The organism is Streptomyces sp. NPDC107471 (genome assembly GCF_055582845.1).
Window position 1 is genome coordinate 490,679 of sequence record NZ_JBVJPC010000008.1, and the last position, 12,636, is coordinate 503,314.

General features: G+C 72.6%; 12 protein-coding genes. 7 read left to right on the forward strand and 5 right to left on the reverse strand.

From position 1 onward, the window contains the following. Positions 1-97 precede the first annotated feature (97 nt). The 3 genes from ACZ66S_RS28075 (at position 98) to ACZ66S_RS28085 (ending at position 2,058) form a co-directional block, all read left to right on the forward strand. Positions 98-448: a VOC family protein gene (locus ACZ66S_RS28075; RefSeq protein WP_020138451.1), complete on the forward strand. Its 351-nt coding sequence runs from the start codon at positions 98-100 to the stop codon at positions 446-448. A gap of 65 nt (positions 449-513) precedes the next feature. Next, positions 514-903, forward strand: coding sequence for a MarR family winged helix-turn-helix transcriptional regulator (locus ACZ66S_RS28080; RefSeq protein WP_469904315.1), 390 nt, complete (start codon positions 514-516; stop codon positions 901-903). Positions 904-1,071: 168 nt separating this feature from the next. Continuing rightward, positions 1,072-2,058 (forward strand): AraC family transcriptional regulator, encoded by a 987-nt coding sequence (locus ACZ66S_RS28085; RefSeq protein WP_469904316.1) that lies wholly within the window; start codon positions 1,072-1,074, stop codon positions 2,056-2,058. A 266-nt stretch (positions 2,059-2,324) separates the two neighbouring features. Here ACZ66S_RS28085 and ACZ66S_RS28090 read toward each other — a convergent pair whose 3' ends face one another. The 5 genes from ACZ66S_RS28090 to ACZ66S_RS28110 all read right to left on the reverse strand — a co-directional run bounded on the left by ACZ66S_RS28090 (position 2,325) and on the right by ACZ66S_RS28110 (position 6,867). Further along, on the reverse strand, positions 2,325-2,720 hold the full coding sequence (locus ACZ66S_RS28090) for an SseB family protein (protein WP_469904317.1): 396 nt from the start codon (positions 2,718-2,720) through the stop codon (positions 2,325-2,327). Between the two features lie 360 nt (positions 2,721-3,080). Continuing rightward, the gene (locus ACZ66S_RS28095; protein ID WP_469904318.1) at positions 3,081-3,623 is read right to left on the reverse strand and encodes a cysteine hydrolase family protein; all 543 of its coding nucleotides are present in this window, start codon (positions 3,621-3,623) and stop codon (positions 3,081-3,083) included. After that, complete coding sequence (locus tag ACZ66S_RS28100; protein ID WP_469904319.1) at positions 3,620-5,104, reverse strand: purine-cytosine permease family protein; 1,485 nt, start codon at positions 5,102-5,104, stop codon at positions 3,620-3,622. The genes ACZ66S_RS28095 and ACZ66S_RS28100 overlap by 4 nt, the downstream gene beginning before the upstream one ends. 225 nt (positions 5,105-5,329) lie before the next feature. Then, on the reverse strand, positions 5,330-6,328 hold the full coding sequence (locus tag ACZ66S_RS28105; RefSeq protein WP_469904320.1) for an aldo/keto reductase family protein: 999 nt from the start codon (positions 6,326-6,328) through the stop codon (positions 5,330-5,332). A gap of 122 nt (positions 6,329-6,450) precedes the next feature. Continuing rightward, positions 6,451-6,867: a cytidine deaminase family protein gene (locus tag ACZ66S_RS28110; RefSeq protein ID WP_469904321.1), complete on the reverse strand. Its 417-nt coding sequence runs from the start codon at positions 6,865-6,867 to the stop codon at positions 6,451-6,453. A 272-nt stretch (positions 6,868-7,139) separates the two neighbouring features. On the opposite strand from ACZ66S_RS28110, the gene ACZ66S_RS28115 reads away from it, so the two are divergent. The 4 genes from ACZ66S_RS28115 to ACZ66S_RS28130 all read left to right on the forward strand — a co-directional run bounded on the left by ACZ66S_RS28115 (position 7,140) and on the right by ACZ66S_RS28130 (position 12,547). Beyond that, positions 7,140-9,347: an MMPL family transporter gene (locus ACZ66S_RS28115; protein WP_469904322.1), complete on the forward strand. Its 2,208-nt coding sequence runs from the start codon at positions 7,140-7,142 to the stop codon at positions 9,345-9,347. Positions 9,348-9,459: 112 nt separating this feature from the next. Beyond that, complete coding sequence (locus ACZ66S_RS28120) at positions 9,460-10,638, forward strand: sensor histidine kinase (protein ID WP_469904323.1); 1,179 nt, start codon at positions 9,460-9,462, stop codon at positions 10,636-10,638. Positions 10,639-10,660: 22 nt separating this feature from the next. Continuing rightward, positions 10,661-11,338, forward strand: a complete 678-nt coding sequence (locus tag ACZ66S_RS28125; protein WP_469904324.1) for a response regulator — start codon at positions 10,661-10,663, stop codon at positions 11,336-11,338. A 93-nt stretch (positions 11,339-11,431) separates the two neighbouring features. Then, entirely contained in the window at positions 11,432-12,547 is a 1,116-nt protein-coding gene (locus ACZ66S_RS28130) for a hypothetical protein (protein ID WP_469904325.1), read from the forward strand. Positions 12,548-12,636 lie beyond the last annotated feature (89 nt).

Below are 12,636 nucleotides of genomic sequence, written 5' to 3' on the forward strand. Positions count from 1 at the left end.
CGACCGGTCAGGATCGGAGAAGCGTCCCTCCCGTGCCCCGGCCTAGCGTGAAACCACCGACGCGGACCGTCGGGGACATCACACGGAGGAGCACACCATGACTGCCGGACTCAAGACGATCATCTACCCCGTCAAGGACCTGGCCGCGGCGAAGGCCCTGTTCGGCGCGCTGCTGGGCGTGGAGCCGTACGCCGACGAGCCGTACTACGTCGGCTTCAAGGACGCGGGGCAGGACGTCGGCCTCGACCCGAACGGACACGCCAGGGGCATGACCGGCCCGGTGCCGTACTGGCACGTCGACGACATCCGCGCCACGCTCGCGGCACTGGTAGCGGCCGGGGCGGAGACGCTCCAGGACGTCCAGGACGTCGGCGGCGGCAAGCTGATCGCCTTCGTCAAGGACGCCGACGGCAACCTCGTGGGGATCACCCAGGACCCCCAGGCCTGACTTTTCCTTGCACGCGCACTAGTTGCGCAGGCAACAACTGGCCGGAACGGTGTTACCGTGCATGTATGGCGGTGAACACGGTCGAGACCGGCCTCGAGGAGCGGTGGCGGGACATCCTGTCGGTGCACGCGCGCACGATGTGCGAGATCGACCGCGTGCTGCACCCGCACGGGCTGGGCGCGAGCGATTTCGAGGTGCTCGACATCCTCGCCACCGAGTCGCCCCGGGAGGGCGACCAGTGCCGGGTGCAGAACCTCGTCGGGCGGGTGCATCTGAGCCAGAGCGCACTGTCCCGTCTGATCGGCCGCCTGGAGAAGGAGGGCCTCGTGGAGCGGTCCGTGTGCGTGGAGGACCGGCGCGGTGTGTGGGTGTCCCTCACCCGCAAGGGCCGTGACCTGCACTCCGAGGTACTGCCGCTCCAGCGCGAGGTGCTGGCGAGGATGCTCGACCGCTAGGGCGCAACCGGCGGCGGGCCGTCCGCCCGCGCCCCGCGCAGGCCCACCCGCCCCCGTCCTCACCCCCGAACACGCTGTGAAAGCCGTGTCCTCCCTGGCCGGGCATGACCGGCCGTCCGCGGGTCATGCTGAACAGCAGACGCCGAACGGGGAGGGGGATGAGGCGCCTTGGCCGGGGAAGAGGAGCGGGTCGCCGAGTTCAACAGCTACGCGACGACCTCGCTGGAGGAGGCGCACGACGCGATCGCGGCCCACTACTACGACCTGCGTCTCGAAGTCACGGGCCGGACCGCCGAGTTCGCGACCGCCCTCAGCGTCGTCGACCTGGGCTCGCTCGTCGTCGGAGACATCCGCTTCGGCACCGAGATGCGCATGAGCTTCGGCGAACCCGGCGTGTACCACGTCGCCGTGCCCTTCGGCGGCTGCTTCAGCGTCCAGGAGGGGCACGGGGACGTGGAGTTCGCGACCGAGCGGCGGGCGGTGGTCTTCGACCCGGCCCAGGACATCCACATCGACGCCTGGTCCGCCGACTGCCAGGCACTCACCGTGAAGATCGACAAGGCGGCGGTGCTGCGGCAACTGGAGGTCCTGCTGGGCCGGTCCGTGCGGCGCCCGCCGCGCTTCGCGCCGTACATGGACGTCTCGCGGGGACCGGGCCTGAGCTGGATGCGCCTCGCCCTGTGGAACCTGCGCGAGCGGGACGTGCCGCTCGGGCTGCTGAGCCATCCGATGATCCGTGGCCGTCTGGAACAGACCCTGCTGGAGGGAATGCTGCTGGCCACCGACCACACGTTCCGTGCCGCGCTGGACGCCCCTCCCCCGCCGATGCGCCCGGCGTCGGTGAAGCGGGTCATGGACGCCGTGCAGGAGCTGCCCGCCGAGCCGTACGACGCGAACCGGCTCGCGGCCATCGCCCAGGTCAGTCTGCGCACTCTGCAGGAAGCTTTCCGCAGGCATGTGGGCATGTCACCCATGGCGTACGTCCAGGAGGTGCGGCTCCAGCGCGTCCACCGGCAGCTACGGGCGGCGGCGCCCGGAACGACGACGGTGACGGACGTGGCCCACGCGTGGGGGTTCGTCCATCTGGGCCGGTTCGCGCGGCGCTACCGGGAGCGCTTCGGGGAGTCCCCCTCGCAGACACTGCGCGCCGTGTGAGCCGTCGCGACCGCCGATCCGCCGCGTTTTGCGGACACGCGCCACGCATTCCGGAGCGACGGCCTGTCGAATCGGTCCTATGGTCGGAAAACGGCGATCGCACGGCGCGCCGGGGATGAGCAGGGTCGGCGCCGCTCATCCTCGTTCACCCGCGCGAGAACCCATGGTGCGGCAGCGGGAGCCGGCCGCACCCCTTCGCGGGCCCGGCCGCTCCCCCTCCGTCGCACGTGGTGGCCGGGCCCCACCCTGTGAGCCCGGCGTCCGGCTCAGCCCTGCGGTCGCGCGAGCAGCGTGCGCACGCCCTCGGACGTGAGCGTCAGCGGGTGCGTGGAGCTGGCGTCGATGGAGAGCGAGAGGTCGCCGTCCGGCCACTGCGCGGCGAGCGCGCCCAGCGGCACCAGGCGGTAGCGGGAGACGAACGGAAGCAGCTCGGCCATCTCCGTCTCGGAGGTGAACACGGGCACCACAGGAGCGCCGTCCTGCTGCTCCAGCACGGGCAGTGCCACGGTCGTGTCCTCGTCCGCGGCGTCGTCGGGCACCGGAATGAGCACGTCACTGGTCGCGAGCGTGTCCAGCGCCGTCGCGTCCTCGGTGTTCTGCGTCAGCGCGTCCAGCGCCCGCTGAGCCGGTGTGGCGTTGTGGTCGTGTGCGGGTGTGTCCATGGCAGATCCCCTGGTAGCGGCGGTCGTGCGGCCCGCCCGTGGGCATGATCGCCCGGGGCGCGGTCCTGCTCGCGTACCCGAGCGTGCCGAGAGCATGCGTTCGGGATGTCAGGGAATCGGCGCGATGTCCTGCCGAGGGGCGGACCGAGGGCACGGCACCCGCGCCGGGGCACCAGGGACTCGTACATGCCGGATCCGCCTGGGGTCAGTACCTGGCCGCGTCCCGGAAGCAGAGCCGCATCCGTCCCCCGTCGCGCGCGTGGCGGGAGCCGGCCGTGCGGTGCGGTCCTGTTGTGATGCGCCCCCGGATTCGGCACGGCCGGACACCGCCCGGTACCGGCCTGATACTTCCAAGTCCCTTCAGACGCCGACCAGTTGGTCCACGGTGACGACCCGGATCAGCGGCCCGTACAGCTCCATCGCGTCCAGTGCCCTGGCGTGCGAGTCGTCGTCGGCACCGGCGCAGGCGTCGGAGACCACCAGGGTCTCGACACCTGCGTCGGCGGCGGCGAGGGCCGTGGACAGGACACAGCAGTCGGTGCTGACACCGGCCAGGACCAGGCGGCCCTCGGGACCGACCCGGGTGGCGAGTTCGGGGGTCCACTTGCCGAAGGTGGTCGCGTCCATGACGTGCGGTGCCCGGTCGGCGAAGTCGTCGGTGAGGCGCCACAGCGGGGCGGTGGTCGGCTGGAGGGCGAAGGGCCACTGCGCGTAGTAGGCGCGCCAGGCCCCGGTGGGTTCGTCGGGGGCGACGAAGCGGGTGAACGTGACCCGTTCGGCGAAGGCCGGCAGCAGTCGTCGTACGCCTGCCGCCGCCTCGGCGTAGCGCGGGGCGCTCCAGGGGCTGTCGGGCTCGGCGAAGACGCGCTGCATGTCGATGACGGCGAGCCACCCTGCCGTCATACGGCGCTCTCCTGTGCGCGGACCCGGCCGCGGCCGAGGGCGAGGGTGCCGAGGAAGCCGAGCGCGAGCGCGGCCAGGACGCCGAGGTTGGCGTACGCCCAGGCGCCGGACGTGCCGCCGAGACCGAACGGGCCGAGGAAGTAGCCCTGCCAGTCCAGCCAACTCGCGGCCGCGTTGGTGACCAGGCCCCAGCCGAGGGCGGTGGCGAGGACCGTGAGGACCAGCGGGACGGGCGGCACGTCGCCGTAGCGGCCTGCCGGTCGGTAGAGGTCGGCCTCGTCGTAGTCGCGGCGGCGCAGGAGCAGGTCGGCGAGCATGATGCCGCACCAGGCGGCGATGGGCACGCCGAGGGTGGTGAGGAAGCCCATGAACTGGCCGAGGAAGTCGTCGGCGAAGAACACGATGTAGACGGATCCCGCGATCATCAGGACACCGTCGACGAGTGCGGCCAGCGGGCGCGGGATCCGGATGCCCGCCGAGAGCAGGGCGAGGCCCGAGGAGTAGATGTCCAGGACCGCACCGCCGACCAGGCCGAGGACCGCGACGACGGCGAAGGGCACCAGGAACCAGGTGGGCAGGATGGTGGTGAGCGCGCCGATCGGGTCGGCGGCGACGGCCTCGTTGAGCTTGCCGGACGAGCCGGCCAGCAGCAGTCCGAAGACCAGCAGGAGCAGCGGGGCCACGGAGGCGCCGAAGGTGGTCCAGCCGACCACGGCCCGGCTCGACGAACTCCGGGGCAGATAGCGGGAGTAGTCGGCGGCGGCGTTGACCCAGCCGAGGCCGAAGCCGGTCATCATGAAGACGAGCGCGCCGATGAACTCCTGGGCGGAGCCGGCCGGGAGGGCGCTGACGGCGCTCCAGTGGATGTGGTCGGCGACCAGGCCGACGTACACGACGGTCAGTACGCCCGTCACCACGGTGATCACGGTCTGCAACCGCATGATCAGGTCGAAGCCCATGACCCCGCCGACCACGGTGAGCCCCGCGACCACGATCAGGGCGATGACCTGGGTCTGCGTCCCGCCGCCCCAGCCGAGCCGGCCGAAGACGGTCGCTGTCGCCAGGGTGGCCAGGGCGCACAGCACGGTCTCCCAGCCGACGGTGAGCATCCAGGAGACGACCGAGGGCAGGCGGTTGCCGCGCACCCCGTAGGCGGCGCGGCTGAGCACCATGGTCGGCGCGGAGCCGCGCTTCCCGGCGACCGCGACGAAGCCGCACAGCAGGAACGAGAAGACGATCCCGATCACGCCGGCGACCAGCGCCTGCCAGAACGAGATCCCGAAGCCCAGCGCGAAGGAGCCGTAACTCAGGCCGAGGATGGACACGTTGGCGCCGAACCACGGCCAGAACAGGGTCCGCGGGGTGCCCTTGCGTTCGGCGTCACCGATCACGTCGAGCCCGTGCGTCTCCACCTGGAGCTGCCGGGCGGTGGATCTGGTGGCGGTGGATCCGTCGTCGGGGGTTCCCGAGGAGTGCGTCATCGTCTACCTGCCTGTTCAGACGTGTTGGGGCGACGGTAGGCAGGGGGCGCGGTGGCGTCAATCGGGTGGGGGTGGCGTCGCTTCGGCGGGTCGTCGGTCACGCTGCCGGCCGAAGGTGCCAGCCGGTCTGAGGGTGCGTCTGCCGGACGTCCCGGTCGGGTGTGCGGCAGTGGCGGGAGCGACGGCCGCCACCGCCGCCCGGAAGGACTGTTCGGTGGTACGAGGTCAGCGGTGTTTGACTCCGGCCTGGGCGCCCGGGGCGAGGGTGGGTTCGGTGACGGGGACCCCGCCGAGGGCCTGGTCGACGGCCGCGAGGAGGTCGTCCGACAGTTCCGCACCGGAGGCGGCGGCGTTGGCGTGGACCTGTTCGGGCCGGGAGGCACCGGTGATCGCGGAGGCGACCTCGCCGCGGCGCAGGACCCAGGCGAGCGCGAGGGTGGGCATGCTCAGCCCGGCCTCCTCGGCGATCGGGACGAGACGCTGGACCGCTTCCAGGATGGCGTCGCTGTAGACGAGGTCCTGGGACACCGCCATGTCGGCGGACGCGAACCGGCTGCCCTCCGGCACGGGCTGCCCCGGCTTGTACTTCCCGGTGAGCACGCCCTGGGCCAGCGGCGACCACACGATCTGCGAGATGCCGTTGGCCGCGCACAGGCCGAACACCTCCGCCTCGGGGGCCTGCCACAGCATGGAGTACTGGGGCTGGGAGGAGACGAACAGTTCGGGTCCTGCGAGGTCGACGGCCGCCTGGATCTGCTCCGGGGTCCACTCGCTGAAGCCGATGTAACGGGCCTTGCCCTGTTCGACGACCTTCTGGAACGCCTCGACGGTGTCCTCGATCGGCACGGTGGTGTCGAAGCGGTGCGCCTGGTAGAGGTCGACGTGATCGGTCCTCAGGCGTGTGAGGGAGGCGTCGATCTGCTGGGCGATGTGGGCCGGGGACAGGCCCCGGTCGGCGGGGTCGTCCGACATCGGGAAGTAGACCTTGGTGGCCAGGACGTAGGAGTCGCGGGGGTGGGCGGACAGGATCTCGCCCCAGGCGCTCTCGGCGGCACCCCGGCCGTAGGCGTTGGCCGTGTCGAAGAAGTTGATGCCGGCGTCGAAGGCGGCCTCGGTGCAGGCGCGGGTCGCGTCCGCCTCGACGCCGCCGGAGTAGGTGAGCCAGGATCCGAGCGAGATCTCCGAGACGTCGAGGTCCGAGCTGCCGAGTGTGCGGTACCGCATGGTTGTCGCTCCTTGTTTCGGGCCGGCCACCGGCTCCGGGGCGGATGGGCGCAACTGCTGTCCACGCTGCTGTCCACAGGAGGGACGACCATGCCACGCCGCACCGACTCGGTCGGCCCGTGTCATTCGGTGTCGAGCTGGTGATCGGCCCAGACGTAGCTCTCGGGCAGCAGGTCGGTGATGCGCACGGTCCGGATGCGGGCGCCCGAGCCGACGATGACCTTGAGCTCGGGGAAGTAGTCCAGCAGGACCTGCCGGCAGCGACCGCAGGGCGGAACGACCCCGCGGTCGCGGTCGCCCACGGCGACGATCGTGTCCAGCTCGTACGCGCCGACGGTGGCCGCCGCACCGATGAGGACCAGCTCGGCGCACGGCCCCCCGGTGAAGTGGTAGGCGTTCACGGCGGTCACGATCCGGCCGTCCCGGGCACGGGCCGCGGCCGCCATGGTGTGGTTGTCGCCCCGGCACCGGGTGCGGGCGACCTCCGCCGCGGCCTGGACGAGCTCGTGGTCGACGGGGTGGGTCTCCATGGTCGACATCCCTGCCTTCGTGGTCGGTCAGGGGAGATTCACCCGCGTGCGGGGCAGGTGCAAGCGAATATCCGGGCAGGCGGTTCCGGGGTGTCACGCATGCCGGGCCGCGAGGCGTTCGCGGCCCGGCAACCGCAGGCCGTCCGCTCGCCTACTGCGAGCGCAGTAGAGGCAAGTGTCTGCGGACGGCCAACGACGGGAGGGCGCGGGACTGCGAGCGTGAGGGTGGACCGGGAAGGCGCCGGTCCGATCACGTGGTGCACCCCTCGAAAGGCTCGTCGATGTCCCCTCTCGCCCGCTGGTGCCACCGGCACCGGCTCGCCGTCGTCCTGGCCTGGGTGGGCCTGCTGCTCGCCCTGGGAGCCGGGGTCGGCGCGGCCGGCAGCGCCTTCGGCAACAGCCCCACCTCGCAGGACACCGACTCGGCCAAGGCGGCGGCCCTGCTCCGGCAGGCGTCCGACAGCGCGGCGGGCGAGAGCGGCAGGGTCGTCTGGCAGGCCGACGGCGGCAAGGTCACCGGGCCCAGCACCGAGCGGACGATGAGCGCAGCTCTGGAGCGCATCTCCGGGGCCTCCGGCGTCGCCTCCGTGACCAGTCCGTACACCGCGGCCGGGGCGGCCCAGGTCAGCGAGGACGGCAGGACGGCGTACGCCACGGTCGCGTTCGACCAGGACGTGAGCGACGCCCAGATCGACCATGTCAGGGACCTCGCGACCGCTCCGGGGTCGGACCGTCTGCACATCGCGCTGAACGGACAGGCGTTCACGGTCAGCCCCGAGCCGAATGCGCTCGCCGACGCCATGGGCATCGCCCTCGCCTTCGTGGTGCTGCTGTTCGTCTTCCGCGCGGTGTGGGTGGCGGTGCTGCCGATCGTCACGGCCGTCGTCGGCGTCGGCACCTCCGCGGTCGCGGTGATGCTGCTCAGCCACCTGATCACACTGTCCGACACCACCCTGACCCTCGGATCGCTGATCGGTCTCGGGGTGGGCATCGACTACGCCCTGTTCGTCGTCAACCGGCACCGCACCCACCTGAAGGCCGGCATGAGCGTGGCCGAGTCCACGGCCAGGGCGCTCGACACCTCGGGCCGGGCCGTGGTGTTCGCCGGGCTGACCGTGGTCGTGGCGCTGCTCGGCATGCTGACCCTGAACGTCGGCATCATCAACGGCATGGCCGTGGGCGCGGCCGTCACCGTCGCCCTGACCGTGCTGGCCGCCCTCACCCTGCTGCCCGCGCTGCTCGGCATGATCGGGCCCCGGGTCCTCAGCCGCGGGGAGCGCCGCGCACTCGCCGACCGCGCCCTCGCCGACCGCGCGGGCGGTCCGGAGAGCGGGGCCGGGCTGTGGAGCCGGTGGGCGCGGCGGGTGCAGGACCGGCCCAAGGCCCTCGGACTGCTCGCCCTGGCCGTCCTGGCGGCGCTCGCCTTCCCCACTCTCTCCCTGCGCCTGGGCGCCTCCGACGACGGCAACCTGCCCACGACGTCGACGAACCGCCAGGCCTACGACATGATCGCGGACGGTTTCGGACCCGGCGTCAACGGCCCGCTCGTCCTCGCCGTACAGGCCCCCGCCGCGGCCGACAGGGCGGCCGCGGCGAAGCTCGTCACCGCGCTCGAGAGGGTCGACGGCGTCGCCGGTGCCACCGCCGCCCCGACGCGGGAGGGCCGGACGGTCGGGGTGATCACCGTCGTCCCGACGACCTCCCCGCAGTCGGCGGCCACCTCCGACCTGATCGGCCACCTGCGCGAGGACGTCATCCCGCGGGCCGAGCAGGGCACCTCCCTGAAGGTCTACGTCGGCGGGACGACCGCGAGCAACGACGACTTCGCGTCCGTCCTGATGTCGAAGCTCCCGGTGTTCGTGCTGGTGATCGCGGCGCTCGGTTTCCTGCTGCTGACCGTCGCCTTCCGCAGCCTGCTCATCCCCGCCGTCGGCGCCGTACTGAACATCCTCAGCATCGGCGTCGCCTTCGGCGCGATCGTGGTCGTCTTCCAGTACGGCTTCGGCGCCTCGCTCCTCGGACTCGGGGCCGCCGGACCGATCGAGTCGTTCGTGCCGATCCTGGTCGTCGGCATCATGTTCGGCCTGTCCATGGACTACCAGGTCTTCCTGGTCAGCCGGATGCGCGAGGAGTGGGCCCGCACGGGGGACAGCCACCGGGCGGTCCGGGTCGGCCAGGCGGAGACCGGCAAGGTGATCGCCGTCGCCGCCGCCATCATGTTCTGCGTCTTCGGCTCCTTCGTGTTCGGCGGGATGCGGGTGATCTCCGAGTTCGGCGTGAGCCTCGCCGTGGCCGTCGCCCTCGACGCGCTGCTCATCCGGATGGTCGTCGTCCCCGCGCTGATGCACCTGTGCGGTCGCGCGAGCTGGTGGCTGCCGCGCCGCCTCGACAAGGCGCTCCCCGACGTGTCCGTGGAGGGGCCGTCGGACGAGCCGGCGCCGGCCCGGCACCCGGTGCGGGAACCGCAGTCGGCCGCACTGACCGACTGAGCCGGCCCGGCACGCCGTAGCGACGATACGGGCGCGGGCCGGGGCGCGGTCGGGGTGACCCACCGCGCCCGCCCCCGCTCCTTCCCGTGCCCGTGCTCCTTACAGTGAGGAAATGCAGGTGACAGCGATGAGGCGGTGGGTGGCCCGCCATGACCGGGTCCGGGACGCGCTGCCCGCGGTGGCGTTGATGGTCGTCGCCGTCGGCGCGGCGGCCGCCGGGGACTCCGGCTGGCACACGCCCCGGGCGGCGGGGGTGGCCTGGACGGCGCTGGCCTGCGTGCCCCTGGTGTTCCGGAGCCGCCGGCCGCTGACCGTCGTCGTGCTCACCCTGGCGGTCGACCTCGCCGCCATGGCCGTGGTCCCCGACCGCGTGACGACACCGGCGGCGAGCCTCGTCGCCGTGTACACCCTCGCCACCCGCAGCGACCGGCGCACCGCCTGGATCGTCGGCGCCCTCGCGGCCGCCGCCGTCACCGGTGTCTACGCGGCCACCCACGAGGAGCCGCTCCTCGTGGGGACCAGTCTGCTGCGGCTCGACTTCGTGATCGCGGCCACCGCCCTGGGCGACGCCGTGCGCAGTCGCCGGCTGCACCTCGCGCGGGTCGAGGCGCGCGCGGAACGCGCCGAGCACACCAGGGAGGCGGAGGCCCGGCGGCGCGTCACCGAGGAACGGGTCCGTATCGCGCGCGAGTTGCACGACGTGGTGGCCCACCACATCACCCTCGTCAACGCGCAGGCGGGGGTGGCCCATCACCTCATGCGCACCGACCCCGACCGGGCCTACGAGGCCCTGGCCCACATCAAGGAGACCAGCCGTGCCGCGCTGGACGAACTGCGGGCCACCGTAGGCCTGTTGCGCCAGCCGGACGACGCTCCCGACTCCCGCTCGCCGCTGCCCGGGCTCGCCGACCTCGACGCCCTGGTCGGTGGGATCCGGGCCGGTGGTCTGTCCGTGACGGTGCACCGCACCGGCCTGGTCCGGCCGGTGGCCCCGGCGACCGACCTGACGGCCTACCGCATCGTCCAGGAGTCCCTCACCAACACGCACAAGCACGCCCGCGCGGCGCACGCCGACGTGACCTTGGACTACGGCTCCTCGACGCTGCGCGTCACCGTCACCGACGACGGCCGCCCCCGCGCGGCCCAGGGTCCCGGCACCGGTCACGGACTGATCGGCATGCGTGAGCGCGCCACCGCCATCGGCGGCTCCCTCACGGCCGGCCGGGACCCCGGCGGCGGCTTCACGGTCGTCGCCGAACTGCCGTTGTCCCTCGCCCCCGTGACCGCCTGACCAGCCCTAGGAAGCGCCGCCCATGACGATTCGCGTACTGCTCGCCGACGACCAGGCCCTGCTGCGCGGCACCTTCCGCCTGCTCATCGACGCCCAGCCGGACATGGAGGTGGTGGCGGAGGCCGCCGACGGCCGCGAGGCGGTGCGACTGGCCCGTGCGGAGCGGGCCGACGTGGTGGTCATGGACATCCGGATGCCAGGGGTCGACGGCATCGAGGCCACCCGGCTCATCGGCCGGGACGAGGACCTGGCCGGGGTGAAGGTGCTCGTCCTGACCACCTTCGAGGTGGACGAGTTCGTCATCGAGGCGCTCCGCGCGGGCGCCGGCGGCTTCCTCGGCAAGGGTGTGGAACCGGCCCAACTGCTCGACGCCATCCGCCTCGTCGCGGCCGGCGAGGCGCTGCTGTCCCCCGCCGCCACCAGGAGTCTCATCGCCCGCGTCATGGCCCAGCCCGCGGCGGGCGACCTCGCCGACCCGGCCCGGCTGGCCGCGCTCACCCCCAGGGAACGCGAGGTGATGTCCCTGGTGGCCGCCGGTCTGTCCAACGACGAGATCGCCGAACGCCTCTTCGTCACCCCGGTGACCGTCAAGACCCACGCCAACCGCGCCATGGCCAAGCTCGGCGCCCGCGACCGCGCCCAACTCGTCGTCATCGCCTACGAGACCGGCCTCGTCCGCGCCGGAGAGAGCCCGGACTGACGGCGCACCCCCGCAAGCCGCCGACGATCATCACGCCCTACTCTTCCCCTGTTCGAGACAGCTCGGGCATCGGGGCGAGGCGGGGGAAGAGACATGGCATATCGGCGCGCGGTGATACCGGCCCTGGTCGGCGGTCTGCTGATCACGCTGTTGCTGTGGTGGGCGGGCGCGAGCGCGCAGGCCCTCCGACTGCGGGGCAGCACCAGCGTGTTCGACATGGACTCGGTGAACGAACTGAGGCGGTGGCTGACGCCGTGGTCGTACGACCCCTCGGCGGCCGTGTCGACGTCCCGGGCCGGGGACGCGGGCGCGGACCTGGCCGGCGACACGACCCGTTACGCCGATCTGTACAGCACCGGGATGCAGATCAGGTTCGTGGCGCTCTTCGCATTCTTCCTGGCCGGGGCGCTGCTCCTGCTGCGCAGGATCCCACCGGCGCGGGGCCGCACACCGGCCACGCTGCTCGCGTTGTGGGCCTGGGGCCCGGTAGCCGCGACGCTGGCCGTGACGGTCTCGGCGCCCTGGCTGATCGCGTCCCGGGGCCGCGGCAGCTACCGGGTCCTGCCGCAGCTCGCGGGGGTGATCGGGTCGAGCGGGCCGGTCGCGGTGCTGGCGGGTCTGGTGACCGCCCTGCTCACGGTGGTCGTGGCGCGGGTGACCGTGAAGGGCGCGGACCCGCTGCCCCGGCGCGAGGTGCCGGCGCCCGCCGCCCGCCTGGCCGCGAGCGTCGGAACAGTGGTGGTCACGCTGTCGCTGGTGGTCCTGTCGTACCAGTCGGTGGCGGCGTGGATCCAGACGTCGTTCAGCGGCGCGGGCCTGCTGTCGGAGCCCGGTGACCTGCTGCGCCAGTGGCTCCTGCTCGGCGCCTGGAGCGGCCCGTCGACCACGTCGGTCGGCCGGTGGCTGCTGTACCGGGCCGCCGACGTGCTCCTGCTGGCCGTGGTGTGGTGGTCGCTGCGCCTGCTGCCCGGCCTGCTCACCCGGGCCACCGCGCCCGCGATGGCGGGGGGCGCGGTCTGCGCGACCGTGCTCGGACTGCTCGCGAGCCAGGTCCTGCACATGGCGATCGACGACACCGCGTCCGTGTGGGGCCCGGTGCACGTGCTCTCCCCGCTCGGCACCGGCACCCCGGCCGCCCTCACCTTCGGCGTCACGTCCGGACTCGCCGCCCTCGCGACACTCCGGCTGACCGGGGACCGCGAGCCCTAGGTCGTGTCCGCAAAGTCAGGGCAGCCAGAGGCGTAGGCAGGCGAGGGTGACCAGGGCTTGGTAGTGGCGGGCGCGTTTGTCGTAGCGGG